This is a genomic window from Streptomyces lunalinharesii, assembly GCF_039532155.1.
Taxonomy (GTDB): domain Bacteria; phylum Actinomycetota; class Actinomycetes; order Streptomycetales; family Streptomycetaceae; genus Streptomyces; species Streptomyces lunalinharesii.
Genome location: NZ_BAAARK010000009.1, coordinates 160171 through 184969, shown reverse-complemented (window position 1 = coordinate 184969; position 24799 = coordinate 160171). Strand labels below are relative to the sequence as shown.

The following is a 24799-nucleotide window of genomic DNA, read 5'->3' as shown; positions in this document are numbered from 1 at the left end:
GGGGCCTGCCTGGGGGGAGGAACGCGTCATGAGAATCAGCGTCCTGGGGCTCGGCTACGTGGGGTGCGTGTCGGCCGCGTGCCTGGCCAGCACGGGCCACGAGGTCATCGGGGTGGACGTCAACCAGGCCAAGGTCGACCTGGTCAACGCCGGCAAGGCCCCGGTGGTCGAGGAGCGGATCGGCGAACTCGTCGCCGAGGTCGTGCGGACCGGAGCGCTGCGCGCCACCGGCGACGTCCACGAGGCGATCACCGGTAGCGAGGTGACGCTGGTCTGCGTGGGCACGCCCTCGGAGCCCAACGGGAGCCTGTGCACCACGTACTTGGAGCGGGTCACCGAGCAGATCGGGGCCGCGCTGGCGGTCCGCGGCGGGCGGCACACCGTCGTGTTCCGCAGCACCATGCTCCCGGGCACCTGCCTGAACCTGCTGGTGCCGATCCTGGAGAAGTCCGTCGGCGGCACGGCAGGCGTGGACGTCGGGGTCGCGGTCAACCCGGAGTTCCTGCGCGAGGGCACGAGCGTGCGGGACTTCTTCGACCCGCCCAAGACCGTCATCGGCGAGTTCGACCGGGCCAGCGGCGACGTGGTGGCGGCGCTGTACGAGGGCTTGCCCGGCGAGGTGTTCCGGGTGCCGATCCCGACGGCCGAGGCGATCAAGTACGCGGACAACGCGTTCCACGGCCTCAAGATCGGCTTCGCGAACGAGCTGGGCGCGGTGTGCCAGGCGCTCGGGGTGGACTCGCACCAGGTGATGGACGTGTTCCTGGCCGACCGCAAGCTGAACATCAGCCCCGCCTACCTGCGGCCCGGCTTCGCCTTCGGTGGCTCCTGCCTGCCCAAGGACCTGCGCAGCCTGGTCCACGCGGCACGGCGGGCCGACGTCTCGGTGCCCATCCTCGCCCACGTGCTGCCCTCCAACTCCGACCACCTGCAGCGCGCGGTGGACCTCGTCGAGCGCACCGGCAAGCGCCGGGTGGGCCTGTTCGGGCTGTCCTTCAAACCCGGCACCGACGACCTCCGCGAGAGCCCGCTCGTCGAGCTGGCGGAGGTGCTCTTCGGCAAGGGCTACGACCTGCGGATCCACGACGCCAACGTGAGCCTGTCCCGACTGCTCGGCGCGAACCGCGAGTACATCGAGACCCGGCTCCCGCACCTCGCGCAACTGCTCGCGGACTCCGTCGACGAGGTCCTCGAACACGCCGAGGTGTGCCTGGTCGGGACCAGGGACCCGGCCGTGCTGGCGGCGCTGCCCCATGGCGGCGGCCCGGTGATCGTCGATCTCATCCGTCTTCCCGACGCCGAGGCGCGCCGGGCCGAACCGGGGTACGTGGGCCTTGCTTGGTGACGCATCGCTTCGAGACGCAGTCGACGGCGACGGGACGGGACGGCGCGCGCTGATCCTCGTGGAGAACCTGTCGGTGCCGTTCGACCGGCGGGTGTGGCAGGAGTGCACGACGCTGCGCGACGCGGGCTGGGAGGTGCACGTCATCTGTCCCCGGGGGGAGAAGCGGGACACCGAGCCGGAGGCGGAGATCGACGGGGTGCGGATCCACCGCTACCCGCTGCGCGCGGCCACCGGAGGCCCGGCCGGCTACCTGCGGGAGTACGGATCGGCGTTGTGGCACACGGCCCGGTTGGCCCGCCGGGTCGGCCCGGTCGACGTGGTCCACGCCTGCAACCCGCCCGACCTGCTGTTCCTGCCGGCACTGTGGCTGAAGCGGCGCGGCGCACGGTTCGTCTTCGACCAGCACGACCTGGTACCCGAGTTGTACCTCTCCCGGTTCGACCGCGGCGAGGACCTGCTCTACCGCGCCGTGTGCGCACTGGAACGGCGGACCTACCGGGCGGCGGACGTCGTGCTCGCCACGAACGAGAGCTACCGGGACGTCGCGGTGCGCCGGGGCGGCAAGCGGCCGGCGGACGTCTTCGTGGTGCGCAGCGCGCCCGCCGTCGACCGGTTCCAACCGGTGGAACCCGAGCCGGAGTTGAAGCGCGGCAAGCCCCATCTCCTGTGCTATTTGGGCGTCATGGGCCCGCAGGACGGCGTCGACTACGCCTTGCGGGCCCTCGCCAAGCTGCGCGACGAACTCGGGCGGACCGACTGGCATGCGGTGTTCGTCGGCGCCGGCGACGCCTTCGACGCGATGGTGGAACTGTCCCGGCGGCTCGGGCTCTCGGAGCAGGTGGAGTTCACCGGGCGCATTCCGGACGCCGACCTGGTGCGCCACCTGTCGACCGCGGACGTGTGCCTCTCCCCCGACCCACGCAATCCGCTCAACGACGTGTCGACCATGAACAAGGTCCTGGAGTACATGGCGATGGGCCGGCCCCTCGTCTCGTTCGACCTCCGGGAGGCGCGGGTCTCCGCCGGTGACGCCGCCGTGTACGCGCCGGCCAACGACGAGGCGGAGTTCGCCCGGCTCATCGCGCTGCTGCTGGACGACCCGGAGCAGCGGGCCCGGATGGGCAAGATCGGCCAGGAGCGGATCAGCGGGCAGCTCTCCTGGCGGCACTCGCAGGCGTCGCTGCTCGCCGCCTACGCCGCTGCCTGCCGCGGCCGCACTCCGGTGTCGGCGGGCCACCCGAACCGGACGGGGAAGAGGCCCCGCCGTTGAGCGACGACCCGATACGCCTGGCCACGATCGGGCGGATCATCCGTGGGCGCTGGCGGCTCCTCACCGTCCTCGCCGTGCTGGGTGCGCTCTTCGGCTACGGCACCTCGCTGCTGTTCCCGCCGGGTTACACGGCGTCGGCCTCGGTCCTGCTGCCGGGGCAGTGGGAGGAGCGCGAGCTGCTGACCCAGGTGGACATCGCGACCAGTTCGACGGTGGTCGACCGCGCGGCCGCCGCGCTCGGCTGGACCGGGGTCGGCGGCATCGAGCTGCGGGACCGGGTGGCCGCCAAGGCCGCCGACGGGAACATCATCACGGTCTCGGGCACGGCCGACACCCCGGAACGCGCCCAGCGACTCGCGGATCAGATGGTCCATCAGTTCGTCACGTTCGCCGCACGGATCGCGGGCGACAGCGCCGACCCCGAGGCGGCGGCGGGGCCCGAGGCACTGCGGCAGACGGTGGTGCAGACCAGCCGCCGCATCACCGAGCTGGCCCAGGCGGCCGATCCGGGGCGGACCGTGGAGGGCGTGCAGACCCGCACCGAACTCGCGCAGCTGCGCACCGCACTGCAAGAGGCAGTCAACAAGCTGGACCAGCTCACACCGGCCGCCAACAAGGCCAACATGGTCGTCATGGGGCCGGCGACCCGGCCGGCCGGCGAGGCAGCACCGACGCGAGTGCAGCTCGTCGGCGCCGGGGCGGTGCTGTTCTTCCTGCTCGCGGTCATCGCCCACCTCACCGCCGCACGGCGGGGCCGTCGACTGCGCGCCGAACCGGAGGTCGCCGAGGCGCTGGGCTCGACGCTCCTGGGTACCGTCGAGGTGCTCGACGAAGGGCCCGCACACCGGCCGGCAGGCCGTGGCCCGTGGGCCCGGGTCCGTGCGCTGCTGGGCGTCGACGTCCGGTGGGACGCACCCGCCCCGCGGGAGTCCGGCGACGAGGCCGGCAGGCAGCTCCGCTACCGGCGGGTGTGCGCCCGCCTCCGGGACGAACTCCCGGCCCCCCGGCGGCTGTTGGTCGTCGTCCCGGACGGCGACGAGACCGCCCGCCGGGCCGCCGCACGGCTCGTCGTCGAGGCCGGGCACGCGCCTTCCCCCGGCTCGTCGAACGGGGGATGCCCCGTGCTGCGGACGGTGGAGGTTTCGGTGGACCGGCCGATGGTGCCGGACCGCGACGACGAGACCGGCGCCCTGGTCGTGCTCAGCGCGGGCAGCTGGACCGCGGCGGAACTCACCGGCATCGCCGGGGCCTGTGCGGACGCCCGGCACGAGGTCGTCGGCATCGTCCTCGCCGACGCGGTCCGGGCCCGTCCGACGCGGTCCGCCGCGCGTCCTCGGGACGCCGCCACGCCGGTGCTCGCGGTGGGCGACGAGGCGACGGGAGGTGCACGGTGACGACGCGTACGACGGCGGAGCCGCCGGCCGCCGCTCCGCTGCTGGACCTCCAGGCGCTGGTGGTGGCGGTGCGCAGGCGGCGCCGCCTCTGGTGCGCCATGGCGCTGCTGGGGCTGCTCGTCGGCGCGGCGGTGGCGGTCCTGCTGCCGACGCCGCCGACCGCGGTGACCAAGGTGCTGGTCGCGCACAAGGAGGACCAGCCGAACGACCCCGGAACGCTGATCCGCACCGACGTCGCGCTGCTGGGGACGACCCGGATCGCCGACGACGCCCTGAAGTCCCTCAAGTCCCCGGAGAATCCGGCGGACTTCCTGCGCGACTACCAGGGCACCGGCCTGACCAACAACCTGCTGCAGATCGACGTGACGGGCGCCAGCGACGCACAGGCGGTGGCCCGGGCCAAGGCGCTGGCCGACGCGTTCGTCGCGGACCACGTGCGGCGGATGTGGGATGCCGCGAAGACCGAGGCCAAGGCCCTGGACGACCAGCGCGACCGCTTGCGGGACGAGCTCGCCCAGGTCAACAAGGCGATCGGAGACCGACCGCCGGGCGGCGATCCGAAGGACTCCGCCAGCGTCGAGTCGCGCTTCGCCCGCCGGGCCGAACTCACCTCGCGGATCGCCGACTTCGACCAGCGCGCCGAGGAGGCGCGCACCGGCACGCCCCAGGTCATCGCCGGCACGCAGATCGTGGACGCCCCGCGGGCGCTGCCACGCTCCCTGGCCAAGGCCGCGCTCACCGACGCCGCGGTCGGGCTCGTCCTCGGACTCGTCCTGGGGCTCGCGGTGGCCGCGGTCGGCGTGGTGGTGGCCGACCGCCCCGTGCTGCGCCGGGACATCGCGGCGAACCTGGGCGCCTCGGTCCTCGCGGAGCTGCCCCGCCGGTCGGGCCGGCCGTGGCAGCGCCGACGGATCCGGGCGGCACACGAACGGCTCGTCGGGTCCCTGGCCCGTGCCGTGCGCGGCTCCGCGGAACCGGTGGCGCTGCTGGAGCTGGGCTGTGCGCGCAGCACGCGCGCGCTCGCCCTGGACCTCGCCGGGTCCCTGGGACCGGACGGGCCGGTGGCCGTCGTCGACGGTCTGCCCGGCCCGCAACTCGCCGGCCGCCGCCGGAAGCCGGCAGGCCCGGGCGTGGTCAGCGGCGAGCCGGCCGCGGCCGGGTCGCACGAGGAACGCCGGTTCGGCGTCGGGTCGGTGGCGCCCGGCACCGCGTGGACCGACCTCCGGCACCTCGGCACCCGCGCCGTGCTCGTCGTGCGGGCCGGGCACGGCAGCGCCGCCTGGCTGCACACCGTCGCGCGGCACCTCGCGGAGCAGCGCATCGCGGTGATCGGCGTGGTGCTGATCGACCCCGATCCGCGGGACCGGACCGACGGCACGCTGTGGGACGGGCCGCGGACCGCGCCGCGCGGCGGGAAGGAGCGGCCGGCCCGGCAGAACGGGGAAGGCCGGCCGCGGGCGCAGCTGCCGTTGCTGTGTGCGACGCGGATCGCGGACGACGACCAGGAGGCTCGGTAGGACATGTGTGGCATCGCAGGGACTTACCGATGGCCGGACGGGAAGGTCGTCACCGACCGGCTCACCGACACCCTCGCCCACCGCGGGCCGGACGGTGCGGGCCGGTACGGCCACGCCGTCGGTGACGGCGAAGTGCACCTCGGGCACCGCCGGCTGGCCGTCATCGACCTGTCCGGGACCGGCGCCCAGCCGATGGTCGCGGGCGGCCTCGCCCTGACGTACAACGGCGAGCTGTACAACGCGCCCGAGCTCCGTGCCGAGCTGGCGGCCGGCGGGGTGCGCTTCCGCGGCACCTCCGACACCGAGGTGCTGCTGGAGGCCTGGCGGCGCTGGGGCACGGACTGCCTGCCCCGGCTGCGCGGCATGTTCGCGTTCGGGATCTTCGACGAGCGCACCGGTGAACTGGTGCTCGCCCGCGACCAGTTGGGCATCAAGCCGCTGTTCCTGCTCCGGCGCGGTGCGGGCCTGGCGTTCGCCTCCGAGCTCAAGGCGCTCGCCGCCGCGACCGGCGGTGCGCTGCAGGTGGACCATGCGGCGCTGGTGGCCTCGCTGTTGTACTACTGGGTGCCGGACTCACGGTGCGCGTTCCGCGAGGCGGAGAAGCTGCCGCCGGGGAGTTGGCTGCGGTGCCGGCCCGACGGCCGGGTGGAGCGCGGCCGGTTCTGGCACCTGCGGGACGTCGCCGCCGAGGGCCGGGAGCGGGCCCGGGCCGGCGAGCTGCCGGACGTCGGGGCGGTCGTCGAGGAGTCGACCCGGCGGCACCTGCGCTCCGACGTGCCCGTGGCGACGTTCCTCTCCGGCGGTCTGGACTCCAGTTACCTGACGGCGCTGGCGGCGCGCGAGCGGCCCGGGATCTCCGCCTACACGATCGGGTTCCGCGCCGAGGACGCCCGGTTCGAGGCGATGCCGGACGACCTGCGCCATGCCCGGCAGGTGGCCGGGCGGTTCGGCGTCGACCTGCACGAGATCGAGATCGCGCCGAACGTGCTCGACCTGCTGCCGCAGATGACGTACCACCTGGACGAGCCGATCGGCGACCCGGCCGCGATCAACACGTTCCTGATCTGCTCGGCCGCCCGGGAGGCCGGGGTCAAGGTGATGCTCTCGGGGATGGGCGCCGACGAGCTGTTCGCCGGGTACCGCAAGCACCTGGCCAACCTGATCGCGCTGCGCTACCAGCGCGTCCCGCGTCCCCTGCGGCGCGGCCTGTCCCGGGCCGTGGACCGGCTGCCGGTCGCCACGGCCCGCCGCGGGTACCGGTCGGTGCGCTTCGCGAAGCGGTTCCTCTCCTTCGCCGAGCTGCCCGAGGAGACCGCGTTCCGGCGCAGCTACACGATGTACGACCGGGACGAGTTGCTCGCCCTGCTCGATCCGGACCTGGCCGGGACCGTCGAGGACGTGCTCGCCGAGCACGCGGACGTGTATCAGGACAACGACCTCGACGACTTCGTCAACCGCATGTGCCTGGGCGACGCCCGGATGTTCCTGCCGGGGCTGAACCTCGCGTACACGGACCGGTCGAGCATGGCCGCGTCGATGGAGGTGCGGGTGCCGTACGTGGACGTCGAGGTGGTCCGGGCGGCGTTCGCGGTGCCCGGCGACCGCAAGATCGTCGGACGGCAGGGCAAGGCCGTCCTCAAGGAGGCGGCCACCTCGATCCTGCCCCGGGAGATCGTCTACCGGCCCAAGGGCCTGTTCAGCGCCCCGCTGCGCGCCTGGATGAGCCGGGACCTGGCGCCGCTGGTGCGCGAGGTGGTGCACGACGGCGTGCTCGTCACCTCCGGGTTGCTGCGCCGCGACGCCCTGGCGCGCATGGTCGCCGAGGACGCCGCCGGGCAGCGGGACTACTCCAAGCATCTGTGGCACGTGCTGACCCTCGAGTACTGGTATCGCGGCGCGACCTCCGGGTCCGGCCCGAGCGCTCGCTCGACGGCGTAGAAGACGGCTGAGGAACAAGGGGACTTCGGGTGAAACAGGTTGTGCAGAACTACAAGAGCGGCGAGCTGGCGGTGCTCGACGTGCCGGTGCCGGGGTGCAAGCCGGGCGGCGTGCTGGTCCGCAGCGCCTACTCGCTGATCTCCACCGGCACCGAACTCATGAAGGTGTCCGAGGCCGGCATGTCGATGCTGGGCAAGGCCCGCTCCCGGCCGGACCAGGTGGCGAAGGTCATGCAGAGCGTGGCCACCAACGGGGTGCCCGCCACCTACCGCAAGGTGATGGGCAAGCTGGACTCCTACACGCCGCTGGGCTATTCGCTGTGCGGGGTGGTCGAGCAGGTCGGCACCGGGATCGACGACGTGAAGGTCGGCGACTTCGTGGCCTGCGCCGGCAACGAGCACGCGTTGCACGCCGAGCTGAACTGGGTGCCGAGGAACCTCTACGCCCCGGTGCCGGACGGCCTCGCGCCGCGGCACGCCGCCTTCGGCACCGTCGGATCGATCGCGATGCAGGGCGTGCGCCGCGGCGAGCCGCAGCTCGGCGAGGTGGCACTGGTCATCGGCCTCGGCCTGATCGGCCAGTTGGTGGTGCAGCTCCTGGTCGCCTCGGGAGTCCGCGTCGTCGGCGTCGACCCCGACCCGGCGCGCTGCGAACTCGCCGCGCGCGTGGGCGCCGCGGCCTGCGGCGATCCTGCGTCCGCCGCCGTGGAGGCCGCCGTCGCCGAACTCACCGACGGCCACGGCGTGGATCAGGTGTACTTGGCCGCCGGCGGCGGCAGCAACCAGCCCGTCGAGCTGGCCGCGCGGCTCTGCCGGGACCGCGGCCGGGTCGTCGACATCGGCAAGTGCCGCCTGGACCTGCCGTGGAACGCGTACTACGAGAAGGAACTCGACGTCCGGTTCTCCCGCAGTTACGGCCCCGGGCGCTACGACCCGGAGTACGAGCTCCAGGGGCGGGACTACCCGATCGGCTACGTGCGCTGGACCGAGCGCCGCAACCTGGCCTGCTTCCTCGACCTCGCCGCCCGCGGCCGGGTCGACGTGGAGCCCCTGGTCTCGCACGTCGCCGCCTTCGACGACGCCGTCGAGACGTACCGGCGCCTGGAGGACGGCGACCTGAAGGCCGTGGCCGTGCTGTTCCGGTACCCCGAAGGCGCAACGGCCCAGGCGGCGAAGGCCCCGGCGGTGGCCGTGCCCGCGGTGCCCGTGCGGCGCGGTCCGGCCCGGTCCGCCACGAAACCGGTGCGCCTGGCGTTCGTCGGCGCCGGGAACTACGCGACGTCGATGCTGCTGCCGCACCTGGCCGGGCGCGACGGCGTGGAGCTGTCGACCGTCGTCACCACGACGGCGCTTTCCGCGGCCAACGCGCAGCGGAAGTTCGGGTTCGCCGGGGCGACCACCGACCTCGACGCCGTGCTCGGCGACCCGGCCGTCGACGCGGTGTTCGTGGTCACCCGGCACAGCTCGCACGCCGAACTGACCCGGCAGGCGCTGCTGGCCGGCAAGACGGTGTTCGTCGAGAAGCCGCTGGCCCTGACCGAGGACGAGCTGGCCGGCGTGCTCGCGGCGGTGGAGGAGTCCGGCAACGACCGGTTGCAGGTGGGCTTCAACCGCCGCTTCGCGCCGCTGCTGACCGAGGCCAGGAAGCGGTTCGGCCCCCGGACCGGGCCGGCGAGCCTGCGCTACCTGGTCAACGCGGGCCGCCTCCAGCACGGCAGTTGGTACCTCCAACAGGGCACCGAGGGCTCGCGGTTCGAGGGCGAGGGCGGGCACTTCATCGACACGGCGAGCTGGCTGCTCGGGGCCGACCCGGTCTCGGTGTACGCGGTCGCCCCGGCCGGCAACAACGAGGACCTCCAGGTCGTACTGGGCTATCCGGACGGCTCCACCGCCACCCTCAGCTACGTCACCACCGGCGCGCCCGGCTTCCCCAAGGAGACGCTGGACCTGGTCGCGGACGGCAAGGTGCTGCGGCTCGATGACTTCGTCCGCGCCTCGGTGCACGGCCCCGAGAAGTGGGTCAGTTCGCGGCTGCCCAGGGCCCGGGACAAGGGCCAGTCCGCCGAACTGGCCGCGTTCGTCAAGGCCGTGCGCACCGGCGGGCCGATGCCGGTGCCACTGGCGTCGCTGGTCGCCACCACGGCGGCCACCCTCGCCGTGCGGTCCGGCCTGGTGGGCGGCGCGCCGGTGACGTTGGCGAGGGCGCGATGACGGTGCGTTCGGGAAGTCCGGGCTGGTACCTGCGGCGGCTGTCCCGGATGGCGCCGGCGGAGGTCGGCGGCCGGGTGGGCGACGTGGTGCGCAGGCGGCGGTGGCGGTCGGCGCCGCCGCACTGCCCGCGCGTGACCGGCGCCCGGTTCACCGCGGTGCTGCCCGCCGGGGCGCTCGCCGCGGTACCTCCGGACGCCGCGAGACGGCTCGTCGCCGAGGCGGACCGGCTGATGGACGGGCACGTCGAGTACTTCGGGGTGGTCCGCGACGACCTGGCCGACCCGGACTGGTGGACCGACCCGAAGACCGGGCGGCGGGCCCCGTCGGGCTACGCCTTCGACGTGCCGTACCGGGACGAGGACGCGGTCGGCGACATCAAGCAGATCTGGGAGCCGTCCCGGCACCAGTACCTCACCGTGCTCGCCGCCGCCTACGCCGTCACCGGGCACGAGCGGTACGCCGAGCGCGTGGCCGCGCACCTGCGGTCGTGGTGGGCGGCCAACCCGCCGTTGCGCGGCGTGCACTGGATCAGCGGCATCGAGCTGGGCATCCGGCTGCTGTCCTGGGTGTGGATCCGCCGGCTGCTCGACGGCTGGCCGGGCGCGGCCGGGCTGTTCGAGGACAACCCGGTGGCGCTGCACCAGATCTGGCACCACCAGCGCTGGCTGGCCGCCTTCCCCAGCCGGGGGTCCTCGGCGAACAACCACGTCGTCGCCGAGGCCGCCGGGCAGTTCGCCGCGGCCTGCGCGTTCGGGTGGTTCCCCGCCTCGGCGCGTTGGCGGGCGGACGCGCTGCGGTCGCTGGAGCGGCACCTGCGCGGCAACACCTTCGGCTCCGGCCTCAACCGCGAACTGGCCACCGAGTACCACGGACTGGTGCTGGAACTCGGCCTGGCCGCGCTCGCCGAGGCGGACGCCGCCGGCGTGCCGGTCCCCGCGACGGTCCGGCGGGTGCTGTTGCGGATGACCGACGCGCTCGCGGCCGTCGTCGACGACCGGCTGCGGCCGCCGCGCCAGGGCGACGCGGACGACGGTCACGGTCTGGTCGTGGACGGCGCGGGCACCGACCGCTGGGGCTCGCTGCTGGCCACCGGCGACGCCGTGTTCGGCCGGCTCGGCTGGTGGCCGACGGTGACCGGCACCGATGTGCGCACCCCGTTGCTGGCCGCGCTGATCGCGCCTGACGTGCGGGCGGTGACCCGTCCGGCGAGCCGCCCGGCGCACTTCGCCGACGCCGGCCTGACCGTCCTGCGCGGCCAGGGAGGGATCTGGTGCCGCTGCGACGGCGGTCCGCACGGCTTCCTGTCGATCGCCGCGCACGCCCACGCGGACGCGCTGTCCGTGGAGGTCCGGCACGACGGGGTCGACGTGCTCGCCGACCCGGGGACGTTCTGCTACCACGGGCAGCCCGAGTGGCGGCGGTACTTCCGGTCGACCCTCGGCCACAACACCCTCCAGCTGGACGGCGCCGACCAGTCCGGTTCCGGCGGCCCGTTCCTGTGGACCCGGCATGCCCGCAGCCGCGTCCTGGCCGCGGACGCGTCCGACGGGGGCGTGGGCCGCTGGTGTGCCGAGCACGACGGATACCAGGGCCTGGTGCACCGCCGCAGCGTGCAACTGACCTCCATGCAGCAGGAGTTGAGGATCGTGGACGAGGTGCGCGGCCGGCGCCGGGCCGCGGTGCGCCTCGCGTTCCACCTCGGTCCGGCGATCGCCGTGGACCTGGTGGACGACCGGGCACGGCTCACCTGGACCCGGGACGGCGCGGACCGCGCCGCGGTGCTCGACCTGCCCGGGCAGCTGCGCTGGCGGGCGCACCGCGGCGAGACCGAGCCGCCGCTGGGCTGGTACTCCGCCGGTTTCGGCCGCAAGGAACCCGCCACCACGCTGGTCGGCACCGGCTTCGCCGACGGCACTGCGCTGTCGGAGGGGTTCACCACCGTGCTCAGGTTCCGCGGCTAGGGGGGCGCGTGGGGATCGAGAGGCGGCACTGGGCGTGGGCGGCGGCACCGCTGGCGCTGGCCCTGTTGACGGCGACCGGCTGTACGGGCACGCCGGGGGCCCGGGCGACGCCGACCGCTGCGCCCGTCCCGTCCGGGGCACCGTCCACGTCCGTGGCCCGGGTGTGCGCCGAACCCGCTGCCGGACCGACGAAGGCGCCGGCGGGCGCGGTGACGGTCGATCCCGCGGTGGTCGGCGACCTGGCGACGAAGACTAAGGACAACCCACCGAACACCACGTTCTGGCTCCGCGCCGGCATCCACCGGCTCACCCCGGATCGCTACGCCCAGGTCATCCCCAAGGAAGGGGACCGCTACCTGGGTGCGCCGGGCGCGGTGCTCGACGGCCGGCAGGAGAACCAGTACGCGTTCGGCGGCACCGCCCGCAACGTCACCCTCCGCCACCTGACCGTGCGGCGGTTCGTCGCGCCGCAGAACGAGGGGGTGGTCAACCACGACTCGGCCGAGGGGTGGGTGATCGAGCACACGACGATCCGGAACAACTCCGGGGCCGGGCTGATGGCCGGTGCCCACCAGCGGGTCCGCGCCAACTGCCTGCGCGACAACGGGCAGTACGGCCTGAACGCGTACACGACCGGCGGCCGGGTCACCGACCTGGTGGTCGAGGGCAACGAGATCACCGGCAACAACACCGGCGACTGGGAGCGGCGCCGGCCGGGCTGTGGCTGTACCGGAGGGGCGAAGTTCTGGGCCGTCGACGGCGCCGAGGTGCGCGGCAACTGGGTGCACGACAACCGCGGGACGGGGTTGTGGGCGGACACCAACAACAACGACTTCCGCATCGAGGACAACGTGATCGAGGCCAACGACGGCGCCGCCCTGATCTACGAGACCAGCTACAACGCGGTCATCCGGAACAACACGATCCGGCGGAACAACTGGGTCGAGGGCCGCCGGGCGGCCGACCGCGGCGACGACTTCCCGTTCGCGACCGTCTACCTGTCCGAGTCCGGTGGCGAACCACGGATCCGCGCGCGCACCGACGAGATCGAGGTCTACCGGAACGTGCTGGAGAACAACTGGAACGGAATCACCCTGTGGGAGAACGCCGACCGGTTCTGCAACAGCCCGGCCAACACCTCGTCCGGTGCCTGCACCCTGCTGGTGCGGGACACCGACCGCTGCGCGCAGCCGGCGATCGCCCGCGCACCGCTCTACGCCGACTGCCGGTGGAAGACCCAGCGGGTGGACATCCACGGCAACCGCTTCGTGCTGGACCCCTCCGTCGTCCCGTGCACGGCGAAGTGCGACCGCATGGCGGTGCTGGCCAACTACGGCACCTATCCGGACTGGTCGCCGTACAAGGGCGACCGGGTGGCCGAGGCGGTCACCAGCCGGCAGCACAACCGCTGGCACGACAACGTCTACCTCGGACCGTGGACGTTCGTCGCCCACGACCCCAGCCGGGTGCTCGACCCCGGGCAGTGGCAGGGCACGCCGTACCAGCAGGACGCGGACAGCACCTTCGGCCCGCAGGCCGGTGGTTGAGGTGGGCGGGGACCTGACGCGCGACGGGCTGCCGGGCGGACCGGACACGGCGGGCCCGCGACCCGGTGCGGCACCGGGCCCTGCCGGCACGCCGAAGGCCGTCGGGATCGTCTGGGGGTTGCTGGTCCTCAACACGCTCGGCTCCGCCGGGGCGAAGACGGTCGTTCCGCTGCCCCGCTCCCTCATCCAGGTGGTCACCATGGGCGCGCTGGTCGCCGCGTTCGCGCTGGCCCTCGTCCTCAATCGCCGGCTGCGCGTCCGACCCAGCGCCTTCCTGTCCCTGCTCACCCTGCTGCTGGTGACCGGCGTGATCTCCAGCGTCCGCCTGGAGTCCGGGTTCGGCGCGCTGTTCCGCTGTGGCCGGCTGGCCCTCTTCGTCGGCACGCTGTGGCTGCTCAGTCGCTGGTGGGACGGCGGCCCGACGTTCGTCCGGCACCACGTCCGGACGTACTTCGCGGTGCTCGGGTCGGTGGCCGCTGGCCTGGTCGTCTCACCGGGTGCGGCCCTGCCCGACCTCTACGGCGGGCGTCTGGTCGGCGCGCTGTGGCCGCTCACCCCGCCGCAGATCGGGCAGTACGCCGCGGTGATCGTCGGGCTCACCGTGCTGCTCGTACTGGGCCGCCGGACCGACCGGGCCGGCGCGACGGTCGTCATCGTGCCGTCGCTGGTCCTGCTCGCGTTGACCCACACCCGGACGGCCACGCTCGGCCTGTTCATCGGGCTGGCGTTGGCGATCGGCTCGCTCCTGCTGACCAGCGCCGCCGCCCGCCGGTTCTTCACCTGGGCGGTGGTGTGCGGCGCGGTGGCCGCGGTGGCGCTCGGTTCCGTACTGGAGTCGTGGTTCCTGCGCGGCCAGAGCCAGGAGAACTTCTCCAGCCTCACCGGACGGGCCAAGGTCTGGGACGCGCTGCTGGCGGCGCCCCGGACGACCTCGGAGCAGCTGTTCGGCGTGGGGCTGGGCGACAAGTCGTTCGGCGGGCTGCCGATCGACAACAGCTGGCTGGCCGTCTACAACGAGCAGGGTCTGATCGGCGTCGCCCTCGTGGCGGCGCTCCTCCTGGTGCTGGGCGGCGTCGCGTTGCTGCGGCCGCCGTCGCTGCCGAGGGCCTGCGCGATCTTCCTGATCAGCTACTGCGCGATCGCGTCGTACACCGAGGCCGGACTGGGCGACGCCTCGCCGTACCTGCTGCACCTGGCGGTCGCCGCCGCGCTGCTGGCGGCGCCGGCCGCGGCCGCGCCCGTCCCGACGCCCGAAGTTCCTCGCCGCCGCGTCCCGCGACGGACCCAGAGATCGGAGGTGACCTGACCATGCACGTCCTCGTGGTGCACAACCGCTACGCCTCGGCGCGGCCCAGCGGGGAGAACAAGGTCGTCGACCAGGAGACGGCGCTGCTGCGCGCGGCCGGCCACCGGGTCGAGGTGTTCGAGCGGCGCAGCGACGACATCGCCGCCCGGTCCCTGCCGGGCAAGGCCGCGGTGCCGCTGCTGGTGCCGTGGAACCCGGCGGTCCGCGCGGAACTCGCCGCCCGACTGCGCACCGAACGGCCGGACGTGGTGCACGTCCACAACGTCTTCCCGCTCCTGTCGCCCGCGGTGCTGGCCGCCTGCGCCGACGCCGGCGTGCCCGCCGTCGCCACGCTGCACAACTACACCCAGGTCTGCCCGCCCGGCACGTTGCAGCGGGACGGCCGGCCGTGCACCGAGTGCGTCGGGGCGGCACCGCTGCCCGCCGTCCGGCACGGCTGCTACCGGGGCTCCCGCCTCGCGACGGTGCCGCTCGCGGTCAGCCTGGCGGTCAACCGGCGGCGGTGGTGGTCCGGCGTGGAGCGGTTCTTCTGCATCTCCGCGGCGCAGCGCGACGTCCTGGTGCGGGCCGGCATGCCGGCCGAACGGCTGGCGGTGAAGCACAACTTCGTGCCCGAACCGGAGGTCCGCCGGGTGGGTGCCGGCGAGCACCTGCTGTACCTCGGTCGGCTCGCGGAGGCCAAGGGCGTGCGGCTGCTGATGGCGGCGTGGGACGAGTTGGCCGCGGACGGCGGGGTGGGTGTGCCGCTGGTGATCGCCGGCACGGGGCCGCTGGAGGCAGCGGTCAGCGCCTGGGCGGCGGGCCGGGACGACGTGCGCCATGTCGGCCTGTACGACACGGCGGAGTGCCAGCAGGCCCTCGCGCGGGCGGTCGCCGTGGTGGCTCCCTCGACGTGGCTGGAGGCGTTCGGCCTGGTGGTCGTCGAGGCGATGGCGGCGGGGGTGCCGGCCGTCGCCGCCGGTCACGGCGCCTTCGTCGAACTCGTCGAGGACGGGGTGACCGGGCTGCTGCACCGGCCGGGCGAGGCCGCCTCGCTGGTGTCCTGCCTGCGCCGGATCGTGGCCGACGCGGCCGGCAACCGGGAGATGGGCCGGGCGGCCCGGCGCCGTTACGAGCAGGGTTTCAGCCCGGCCGTCGGCCTGGAGCGCCTGGTGGAGGGGTACCGCACCGCGATCGCGGAGCGGTCGGCACTGGCGCGCGGCGGGGACACCCGCGCGCGCAGCGGGGATGGGGACAGTAGATGACACGATGCCGACTCTGCGGCTCGGAAGCGATGGCGAGCGTCGTCGACCTTGGGGCGACGCCACCGTGCGAGAGCTTCCTCGCCGCGGACCAACTGGACACGGCGGAGCCGGCGTACCCGCTGCACCTGCGGGTCTGCACCGACTGCTGGCTGGCGCAGCTCCCGCCGCTGATCACGCCGGAGGAGACGTTCAGCGAGTACGCGTACTTCTCCTCCTTCTCGACCTCCTGGGTGGCGCACGCGCGCACGTTCGTCGCCGACGCCGTGCGGCGCCTCGCCCTCGGGCCCGACGCCTTCGTGGTCGAGGTCGCGAGCAACGACGGGTACCTGCTGAAGCACGTGGTGGACCGGGGCATCCGCTGCCTGGGCATCGAGCCGTCGGTGAACGTCGGCGCCGCCGCGCGGGACGCGGGCGTGCCCACGCGCACGGAGTTCCTGACGCCGGACAGCGGCTCGGCGGTCCGCGCCGAGCACGGCCCGGCGGACCTGGTCGTGGCCAACAACGTCTACGCGCACATCCCCGACGTCGTCGGGTTCACCCGGGGGCTGCGCGCCCTGGTCGCCGACGACGGCTGGGTCTCCGTCGAGGTGCAGCACCTGCTGACCCTGATCGAGGAGAACCAGTACGACACGATCTACCACGAGCACTTCCAGTACTACACGGTCGCGTCCGCGATCCGGGCGCTGGCGAGCGGCGGGCTCGCGCTCGTGGACGTCGAGTTGCTGCCCACCCACGGCGGCTCCGTCCGGCTGTGGGCCCGACCCGCCGAGGCGGCCGGCGAGCCGACGCGACGCGTGGCCGAGGTGCTGGCCCGGGAGAAGGCCGCCGGGCTACAGGAGCTGTCCGGCTACACCGCGTTCGCCGGCCGCGTGGCCAAGGTCCGCCGGGACCTGTTGCGGTTCCTCATCGAGGCGGCCGACCGCGGCGAGACGGTCGTCGGCTACGGCGCGCCGGGCAAGGGCAACACCCTGCTCAACCACTGCGGCATCCGGCCCGACCTGCTCCCGTACACCGTCGACAAGAACCCGTACAAGCACGGCAGGTTCACCCCGGGCACCCGCGTCCCGATCCTGCCGCCCGAGCGGATCGCCGCCGACCGACCGGACTACGTCCTCGTCCTCCCGTGGAACCTGCGGGACGAACTGGTCGAGCAGTTGTCCTTCGTGCACGACTGGGGCGGCCGGCTGGTCTTCCCCATCCCGGAACTGAGCATCGTCGAGGTCACGTCGTTGAAAGAGGATGCAGCATGAAGGTCGTCCTGTTCTGCGGCGGCTACGGGATGCGGATGCGCAGCGGCGCCGCCGACGACGTGCCCAAGCCGATGGCGATGGTCGGCCCCAGGCCGCTGATCTGGCACGTCATGCGTTACTACGCGCACTTCGGGCACCGGGAGTTCATCCTGTGCCTCGGCTACGGGGCGCACCACATCAAGGACTTCTTCCTCCACTACGAGGAGACGACGTCCAACGACTTCGTGCTGCGGGGCGGGCGGACCGAGCTGCTGTCCACCGACATCGCCGACTGGACGATCACGTTCGCGCAGACCGGCGTCGAGTCGCCGATCGGGGAGCGGCTGCGCCGGGTGCGGCACCACCTGGACGGCGACGAGATGTTCCTCGCCAACTACGCCGACGTGCTCACCGACGCCCCGCTGCCGGAGATGATCGACAACTTCGCCCGGCGCGACGCCGGTGCGTCGATGATGGTCGTGCCGCCGCAGTCCTCGTTCCACTGCGTCGACCTGGGCGAGGACGGCCTGGTCGGGGGCATCACCGCGGTGAGCGAACTGCCGCTGTGGGAGAACGGCGGCTACTTCGTGCTCCGCCAGGAGGTCTTCGACCACATCCCCGAGAACGGGGACCTGGTCGCCGACGGCTGCGCCCAACTCGCCAAGCGGGGACGGTTGGTGGCGCACCGGCACCGCGGCTTCTGGAAGCCGACCGACACCGTGAAGGAGCGGGCCGCGCTGGACGCCGCCCACGCCCGGGGCGACCGCCCGTGGGCCGTGTGGGAACGGGACGACGCGGGGGCCGGCGCGACCGGCGGCCGGCACTGCGCCGGAGCGCGGGCGTGATCCGGCTCGGGGCCGAGCGCCTGGACCGGATCGTCGCGGTGGGCGCGCACTGCGACGACATCGCCATCGGCGCCGGCGGCACGCTGCTCGCGCTGTGCCGCGCGCGGCCGGGCCTGCGCGTCGACGCGCTGGTGCTCTCCGGCGGCGGCAGCGAACGGGAGCAGGAGGAGCAGGCCGCGCTCGCCGCGTTCTGCCCGGGCGCCGAACTGCACCTGACCGTCGACAAGTTGCCGGACGGCCGACTGCCCGTGCACTGGGACGAGGCCAAGGCCGCGGTCGAGGAGCTGCGCGCGCGGACCGAGCCTGACCTCGTGCTGGCCCCGCGCACCGACGACGCGCACCAGGACCACCGCGGCCTGGCGCAGTTGGTGCCCACCGCGTTCCGCGACCACCTCGTACTGGGCTACGAGATCGTCAAGTGGGACGGCGATCTGGGCCGTCCGACGGCGTACCAACCGCTGTCGCCGGAGATCGCCGAAGACAAGGTGCGGCTGCTACAGGAGCACTACCCCTCGCAGCGGCACCGGCCCTGGTACGACCGGGAGGCCTTCCTCGGCCTCGCCCGGATCCGCGGCATCGAATGCCACGCGCGCTACGCCGAGGCGTTCGCCGTCACCAAATGCACTCTCGACCTGGGGGATTGAACCTTGCGCGTACTGCTCACCGGACACCAGGGCTACCTGGGCACCGTGATGGCGCCCGTGCTGACGGCCGCCGGACACGAGGTCGTCGGCCTGGACGCCGGCCTGTTCGCCGACTGCGTCCTGGGCCCGACGCCCGCCGACCCGCCGGGCCACCGGGTGGACCTGCGCGACGTCACGGCCGACCACGTGGCCGGCGTGGACGCCGTGATCCACCTGGCCGCGCTCTCCAACGACCCGCTCGGCTCCCTCGCACCGCAACTCACCTACGACATCAACCACCACGCGTCGGTGCGGCTCGCCCGACTGGCCCGCGACGCCGGGGTGCAGCGCTTCCTGTACGCGTCGACGTGTTCGGTCTACGGCGCCGCCGGCGGTGGCGAACTGGTCACCGAGGACGCCCCGCTGCGCCCGGTGACGCCGTACGCGGAGTCCAAGGTGCGGGTGGAGGACGACCTGCACGCGCTGGCCGACGGCGACTTCAGCCCGGTGTACCTGCGCAACGCCACCGCCTTCGGTTTCTCGCCGCGGCTGCGCGCCGACATCGTGCTGAACAACCTGGTGGGCCACGCGCTGCTGTCCGGCGAGGTGCTTGTGCTCTCCGACGGCACCCCCTGGCGGCCCCTGGTGCACGCCGCCGACATCGCCCGGGCCTTCGCCGCCGCGCTGACCGCACCGCGGGAGACGGTGCACGACCGGGCGTTCAACATCGGCAGCGAGGTCAACAACGTCACGGTCGCCGAGATCGCCGAGCAGGTCGCCGAGGCGGTGTCCGGCGCGAAGGTGCGGATCACCGGCGAGAACGGCGCCGATCCGCGCTCGTACCGGGTGGACTTCGCCGCCTTCCGCACCGCGATCCCCGGCTTCGACTGCGCGTGGACGGTCGAGCGGGGCGCCCTCGAACTCGCCGACGCCTACCGGAAGCACGGGCTCACCGAGGAGGGCTTCACGCGACGCTTCACCCGGCTCGCCGTGCTGCGCGCGGCGTCCGACGCCGGCGCCGTCGACGACACCCTGCGGCGGCGCCGATGACCGGGCCCGGCGCACAGATGCACGCACTGGTGGAGCGGTTGTACCCGCTGTGCCGGAGCATCACCGGCGACGGCGTGCGCGCCACCTTGGACATCGTCGGCGAGTACGTCCCGCTCACGGTGCACGAGGTGCCGACCGGGACGCAGGTGCTCGACTGGACGGTGCCGCAGGAGTGGAACATCCGGGACGCGTACGTCGCCGACGCCACCGGCAAGCGGGTCGTCGACTTCGCCGCGTCCAGCCTGCACGTGCTCGGCTACAGCGTGCCGGTGTCGACGACCATGCCGCTGTCCGAGCTGCGCGGACACCTGCACACCCTGCCGGAACACCCGAGTTGGGTGCCGTACCGCACCAGCTACTACACGCCGGACTGGGGTTTCTGCCTGGCCCAGGAGACCCTGGACGCGCTGCCGGACGGCACGTACGAGGTGCACATCGACTCCACCCTCGCCGACGGCCACCTCACCTACGCCGAGCACGTGGTCCCCGGCCAGGTCCCCGACGAGGTCATCGTCTCCTGCCACGTCTGCCACCCGTCGCTGGCCAACGACAACCTGGCCGGCATCGCGGTGGCCACGTTCCTGGCCCGGGCGCTGGCCGAACGGAAGCCCTACTACACCTACCGGTTCGTCTACGCGCCCGGCACCATCGGGGCGATCACCTGGCTGGCCCGCAACGCGCAGCGGATCGACCGGGTCAAGCACGGTCTGGTGCTGGCCTGCGCCGGCGACCCGGGCCACCTGACGTACAAGCAGAGCAGGCGCGGCGACGCGGAGATCGACCGGGTGCTGCGGCACGTGCTGGCCGCGTCCGAACGCCCGCACCGCGTCGTCGAGTTCAGCCCGTACGGCTACGACGAGCGGCAGTACTGCTCCCCCGGGTTCAACCTCGGCGTGGGCTCGCTCACCCGGACCCCGTACGCCGGCTACCCCGAGTACCACACCTCGGCGGACGACCCGGACTTCGTCTCCCCGGAGGCGATGGCGGACACCCTCGCCGTCTGCCGCGAGGCGTGCGCCGTGCTGGACCGCAACCGGCGGTACCTCAACCTCAGTCCCTACGGCGAACCGCAGCTGGGCCGACGCGGGTTGTACGACGCGCTCGGCGGCCGCAGCGACACCAAACAGGCCCAGCTGGCCCTGCTGTGGGTGCTCAACCTCTCCGACGGCGAGCACAGTCTGTTGGACGTCGCCGAGCGGTCCGGGCTGCCCTTCGACGCCGTCGCCGCCGCGGCCGACGCCCTGCACGGCGCCGGGCTGATCAAGGCATGACGCCGATGAACACCGAGGAGCAGCAGACGACGGCATCGGCGGCCCCGGCCGGAGGGCGGCGGCGGACCGCCCAGCGGGCCATGGTCGGCCGGCTGTCCTGGGGACTGGCCGACCAGGCGGCCTCCAGCATCTCCAACTTCGTGGTGGGGATCTACGTGGCCCGCTCGCTGGGGGTGGCCGCGTTCGGCGTGTTCAGCCTGGCCTGGGTGACCTACGGCGTGGTGCTCAACGTCTCCCGCGGGCTGGCCACCGACCCGCTCGTGGTGCGTTTCAGCAGCGTGCCGAGCGCGTCGTGGCGCGCGGCGGTGGCCCGGTCCTCGGGTACCGCGCTCGGCCTGGGCACCGCCCTCGGCGCCACGTGCCTGGTGGGCGGGCTGGCCCTCGGCGGCAGTGTGGGGACCGCGTTCGCCTGCCTCGGCGTCGTACTGCCGGCACTGCTGCTCCAGGACGCCTGGCGGTTCGCGTTCTTCGCCGCCGGCACCGGGCGCAAGGCGTTCGTCAACGACGTCGTGTGCGGCGTCGCGCTCGTCCCGGCCATGGTGGTGGCGACCCACGTGGGCAGCGTCGCCGCCTTCGTGCTCGCCTGGGGCGCGTCCGCCGCGGTGGCGGCGGCGTACGGCTGCCTGCAGTCCGGCATCCGCCCCCGTCCGTCCCTGGCGCGCGGGTGGCTGCGCGCGCAGCGCGACCTCGGCTACCGGTACCTGGTCGAGAACGTCGCCCTCAGCGGCGCGAGCCAGCTCCGGGCCTACGGGCTCGGCGCGATCGTCGGGGTCGGCGCGGTGGGTGCGGTCCGGGGCGCCGAGCTGCTGATGGGCCCGTTCCTCGCGGTGCTGATGGGCCTGTCGCTGGTCACCGTCCCGGAGGCGGCTCGGGTGCTGCGGCGGGCCCCGCACCGACTGGGCCCGTTCTGCCTCCTGTTGGGCGGCGGGCAGGCCGCGGGCGCGCTGCTCTGGGGCGGGGCGCTGCTGCTGGTGCCGGACCGGCTCGGCGCCCTGGTGCTCGGCGGGGTGTGGCCCTCCGCCGCGCAGCTCATCGTGCCGATCACGCTCGGTGTCGCGGGCGCCGGTCTCGGCACCGGCGCGGCGGCCGGGTTGCGCGCGCTCGCCGCGGCCCGGCGCAGCCTGCGCTGCCAACTCTTCGCGTCCGCCTGTTACGTCGGTGGCGGGCTCGGCGGCGCGGTGGCCGCCGGCACCGTCGGCTCGGCCTGGGGCGTCGCCGCCGCGACCGTCAGCGGCTCGGCCGTGTGGTGGCTGCAACTGCGGTCCGCCCTGCGCGAGCGCCACCCCTCCCCCTCCCCCGAAGTGAGGACCCCATGACCGCCCCACCGAGGCTGAGCATCGGCCTGCCCGTGTACAACGGCGAGGAGTATCTGGCCGAGTCGTTCGAAGCCCTGCTCGGCCAGACCTACGAGGACTTCGAGCTGGTCGTCTCCGACAACGCCTCGACCGACGCGACCCAGGACATCTGCCGCGCGTACGCGGCGCGGGACGCGCGCATCCGGTACCTCCGGCTGCCCCGGAACATCGGTGCCACGCCGAACCACAACCGGGTGTTCGACGAGTGCCGCGGCGAGCTGTTCAAGTGGGCCTCGCACGACGACCTCTACGGCCGCGACCTGCTGCGGCGCTGCGTGGAGGCGCTGGACGAGCGGCCGGACGTGATCCTCGCGCACACCGGCCAGGCGGTCATCGACGGTACCGGCCAGGTGAAGGTCCCGTACGAGTACGGGCTCGCCACCGACTCCCGGCACGCGCCGGAGCGCTTCCGCAGCCTGCTGTTCGAACCGGGCGGCGACGACTTCTACGGGGTGCTGCGGGCCGACGTGCTGCGCCGGGTGAAACCGCTCGACAGCTACCATCACGCGGACCGCACGTTCGTCGCCGAGATCACCCTGCACGGGCCCTTCCACCAGGTGCCGGAGCTGCTGTACTTCCGCCGCGACCACCCCACCCGCGCCGAGCGGGCGAACCCGTCCAAGCGCGCCCGGTGCGTCAACCTGGACCCGCGCCGGGCGGGCCCGCTGCACCCGACGCCCCGTCTCCTCGCCGAGTACGTCTGGGGCTTCGCCTCGGCGATCCGGCGGGCGCCGCTGTCCCCGGCCGACCGCCGCGCGTGCCGCCGCCACCTGGCCGCCTGGCTGACCAGCCGGGTCCGACCGGGCACCGGTGAGCGGGTCGAGGACCGCGCCCCGGTCGACCCGGCCCGGCTCACCGTCTCCGTCGACGCCCTCGTCGCCGGTCGTGAGGGGAGGCGGGCATGACGCCCCCGGACGGAACTCCGGTGCGCGTCGGGGTCTTCGGTCTGCTCGGCTCCGGCAACCTCGGCAACGACGGGTCGCTGGAGGCGGTGCTCGGCTACCTCCGCACCGCGCACCCGGACGCGGTCGTGGACGCGCTGTGCGGCGGGCCCGAGGTCGTCACGGCGCGGTACGGCATCCCCGCGACGCGGCTGCACTGGTACCGCGGGGAGTACCGGACCGCGTCGCGTGCGGGCGCGATCGCGGCGAAGGGTCTGGGCAAGCTCGTCGACGCGTTCCGCACCGCCGCGTGGGTGCGCCGGCACGACGTGGTGATCGTGCCGGGCATGGGCGTCCTGGAGGCGACGCTGCCGCTTCGGCCGTGGGGCTTCCCGTACGCGCTGTTCCTGCTCTGCGCGTCCGGCCGGCTGCTGCGCACCCCGGTGGCGCTGGTCGGCGTCGGCGCCGCCACGATCGGCAGCCGGCCGACCCGGGCCCTGGTGCGCTGGTCGGCCCGGCTGGCCGCGTACCGCTCGTACCGGGACGCCCAGTCCCGCGACGCGCTGCGGGCGATGGGCGTGGACACCGCGGACGACGCGGTCTTCCCGGACCTCGCGTTCGCCCTGCCGACGCCGCGGCCGGGCGGGCCCGCCGGCCCGCCCGGCCTGGTCTGCGTCGGCGTCATGGCCTTCCACGGCAGCGACGACGACCGGGCCCGGGCCGCGGAGATCCACCGCCGCTACCTCGACGGGACGACGCGCTTCGTCCGCACGCTGGTCGAGGACGGCCGTCCGGTCCGGCTGCTCACCGGCGACGCGTGCGATGCGCCGGTGGTCGCCGCGATCCTCGACGCGGTGGACTCTCCCCTGGTCACCGCCGCCGAGGCGGCCTCGCTCGCCGACCTGATGGCGGAGACGGCCGCCGCCGACACCGTGGTGGCGATCCGGTACCACAACCTGATCTGCGCGCTGAAGGTCGGCACGCCGACGCTCGCCCTCAGCTATGCGGCGAAGAGCGACGCGCTGATGGCCCGGATGGGCCTCGGCGCGTACCGCCACCCGGCGCGCGAGGTCGACGCCGACCGCCTGCTGGAGCAGTTCCGGGCCCTGGAGAAGCACGCGGCCCAGCTGCGGCGGATCCTCGTCGAGCGGAACCTGGCCGCCACCCGGCAACTCGACCGCCAATTCGCCGCCTTGACCACGGCCCTGTTCCCGGCGGCCGACCAAGCCCGCGCCCGCGCCCCGCAGGAGGCCCCGTGAAAGTGACCCGAGTCCCCGAGATCGCCGGCGCGTACCTGTTCGAGCCGACGCCGTACGCGGACGAGCGCGGCTTCTTCTGCCGCACCTTCGACGCCGACGTGCTCCGCTCGGTGGGCCTCGACCCGGGCGCCTTCGTCCAGGACAGCGTGTCCCGCTCGGTCCGGGGCGTGCTGCGCGGCCTGCACCTGCGCTCCGGCGCCGGCGAGGCCAAACTGGTGCGCTGCTCCTACGGGCGGATCTTCGACGTCGTCGTGGACCTGCGGACGGACTCGCCGACGTACCGCAACGTGGCCACCTTCGAGCTGTCCGGCGAGACGCAGCCGACCCTGTACGTCCCGGCGGGGTGCGCGCACGGTTTCCAGGCGCTGACCGGGACCGCCGACACCTCGTACCGGATCGACCGTCCGCACGATCCGGCCGAGGACGTGACGATCGCCTTCGACGACCCGGAACTCGCCATTCCGTGGCCGCTGCCGGCCACCTCGATGTCCCGGCGGGACCGGGAGGCGCCGAGCCTCGCCAACGCCCTTGCAAAGAAAGAGAGTTGAGGCAGA

At 73.7% G+C, this 24799-nt stretch carries 19 protein-coding genes; all 19 read left to right on the top strand.

The genetic code is table 11. The features are described 5' to 3' along the window. Nucleotides 1-28: 28 nt before the first annotated feature. Genes ABD385_RS16845 through ABD385_RS16755 form a run of 19 tightly spaced genes read left to right on the top strand, consistent with a single transcriptional unit; the run spans nt 29 to nt 24793 of the window. Nucleotides 29-1345, top strand: coding sequence for a nucleotide sugar dehydrogenase (locus tag ABD385_RS16845; RefSeq protein WP_344576495.1), 1317 nt, complete (start codon nt 29-31; stop codon nt 1343-1345). Further along, complete coding sequence (locus ABD385_RS16840) at nt 1335-2615, top strand: glycosyltransferase family 4 protein (protein WP_344576487.1); 1281 nt, start codon at nt 1335-1337, stop codon at nt 2613-2615. Before ABD385_RS16845 ends, ABD385_RS16840 begins: the two co-directional genes overlap by 11 nt. Further along, the gene (locus ABD385_RS16835) at nt 2612-4009 is read left to right on the top strand and encodes a polysaccharide biosynthesis protein (protein WP_344576486.1); all 1398 of its coding nucleotides are present in this window, start codon (nt 2612-2614) and stop codon (nt 4007-4009) included. Before ABD385_RS16840 ends, ABD385_RS16835 begins: the two co-directional genes overlap by 4 nt. After that, complete coding sequence (locus ABD385_RS16830; protein ID WP_344576485.1) at nt 4006-5526, top strand: Wzz/FepE/Etk N-terminal domain-containing protein; 1521 nt, start codon at nt 4006-4008, stop codon at nt 5524-5526. The genes ABD385_RS16835 and ABD385_RS16830 overlap by 4 nt, the downstream gene beginning before the upstream one ends. A gap of 3 nt (nt 5527-5529) precedes the next feature. Next, a complete protein-coding gene (asnB, locus tag ABD385_RS16825) occupies nt 5530-7464 on the top strand; it encodes an asparagine synthase (glutamine-hydrolyzing) (RefSeq protein ID WP_344576484.1) in 1935 nt (644 codons plus the stop codon). Between the two features lie 29 nt (nt 7465-7493). Beyond that, complete coding sequence (locus ABD385_RS16820; protein ID WP_344576481.1) at nt 7494-9674, top strand: bi-domain-containing oxidoreductase; 2181 nt, start codon at nt 7494-7496, stop codon at nt 9672-9674. Continuing rightward, complete coding sequence (locus ABD385_RS16815) at nt 9671-11635, top strand: alginate lyase family protein (RefSeq protein WP_344576480.1); 1965 nt, start codon at nt 9671-9673, stop codon at nt 11633-11635. Before ABD385_RS16820 ends, ABD385_RS16815 begins: the two co-directional genes overlap by 4 nt. An 8-nt stretch (nt 11636-11643) precedes the next feature. After that, nucleotides 11644-13182 (top strand): right-handed parallel beta-helix repeat-containing protein, encoded by a 1539-nt coding sequence (locus ABD385_RS16810; RefSeq protein WP_344576478.1) that lies wholly within the window; start codon nt 11644-11646, stop codon nt 13180-13182. 1 nt (nt 13183) lies between these two features. Then, a complete protein-coding gene (locus tag ABD385_RS16805) occupies nt 13184-14488 on the top strand; it encodes an O-antigen ligase domain-containing protein (protein WP_344576476.1) in 1305 nt (434 codons plus the stop codon). A gap of 2 nt (nt 14489-14490) precedes the next feature. Further along, nucleotides 14491-15732: a glycosyltransferase gene (locus ABD385_RS16800; RefSeq protein WP_344576475.1), complete on the top strand. Its 1242-nt coding sequence runs from the start codon at nt 14491-14493 to the stop codon at nt 15730-15732. Next, nucleotides 15729-16982: a class I SAM-dependent methyltransferase gene (locus ABD385_RS16795; RefSeq protein WP_344576473.1), complete on the top strand. Its 1254-nt coding sequence runs from the start codon at nt 15729-15731 to the stop codon at nt 16980-16982. Before ABD385_RS16800 ends, ABD385_RS16795 begins: the two co-directional genes overlap by 4 nt. Then, the gene (locus ABD385_RS16790) at nt 16979-17806 is read left to right on the top strand and encodes a glycosyltransferase family protein (RefSeq protein WP_344576471.1); all 828 of its coding nucleotides are present in this window, start codon (nt 16979-16981) and stop codon (nt 17804-17806) included. The genes ABD385_RS16795 and ABD385_RS16790 overlap by 4 nt, the downstream gene beginning before the upstream one ends. Next, entirely contained in the window at nt 17803-18450 is a 648-nt protein-coding gene (locus ABD385_RS16785; RefSeq protein ID WP_344576469.1) for a PIG-L deacetylase family protein, read from the top strand. Before ABD385_RS16790 ends, ABD385_RS16785 begins: the two co-directional genes overlap by 4 nt. Nucleotides 18451-18453: 3 nt before the next feature. Then, on the top strand, nt 18454-19479 hold the full coding sequence (locus ABD385_RS16780; protein WP_344576467.1) for an NAD-dependent epimerase/dehydratase family protein: 1026 nt from the start codon (nt 18454-18456) through the stop codon (nt 19477-19479). Next, nucleotides 19476-20750 carry a DUF4910 domain-containing protein gene (locus ABD385_RS16775; protein WP_344576465.1) on the top strand — a complete coding sequence of 425 codons (1275 nt, stop codon included), beginning with the start codon at nt 19476-19478 and terminating at the stop codon, nt 20748-20750. The genes ABD385_RS16780 and ABD385_RS16775 overlap by 4 nt, the downstream gene beginning before the upstream one ends. A 5-nt stretch (nt 20751-20755) precedes the next feature. Further along, nucleotides 20756-22066, top strand: a complete 1311-nt coding sequence (locus tag ABD385_RS16770; RefSeq protein ID WP_344576637.1) for an MATE family efflux transporter — start codon at nt 20756-20758, stop codon at nt 22064-22066. Beyond that, entirely contained in the window at nt 22063-23010 is a 948-nt protein-coding gene (locus tag ABD385_RS16765) for a glycosyltransferase family 2 protein (protein WP_344576463.1), read from the top strand. Before ABD385_RS16770 ends, ABD385_RS16765 begins: the two co-directional genes overlap by 4 nt. After that, on the top strand, nt 23007-24245 hold the full coding sequence (locus ABD385_RS16760; RefSeq protein WP_344576460.1) for a polysaccharide pyruvyl transferase family protein: 1239 nt from the start codon (nt 23007-23009) through the stop codon (nt 24243-24245). The genes ABD385_RS16765 and ABD385_RS16760 overlap by 4 nt, the downstream gene beginning before the upstream one ends. Continuing rightward, the gene (locus tag ABD385_RS16755; protein WP_344576457.1) at nt 24242-24793 is read left to right on the top strand and encodes a dTDP-4-dehydrorhamnose 3,5-epimerase family protein; all 552 of its coding nucleotides are present in this window, start codon (nt 24242-24244) and stop codon (nt 24791-24793) included. Before ABD385_RS16760 ends, ABD385_RS16755 begins: the two co-directional genes overlap by 4 nt. Nucleotides 24794-24799: the final 6 nt, after the last annotated feature.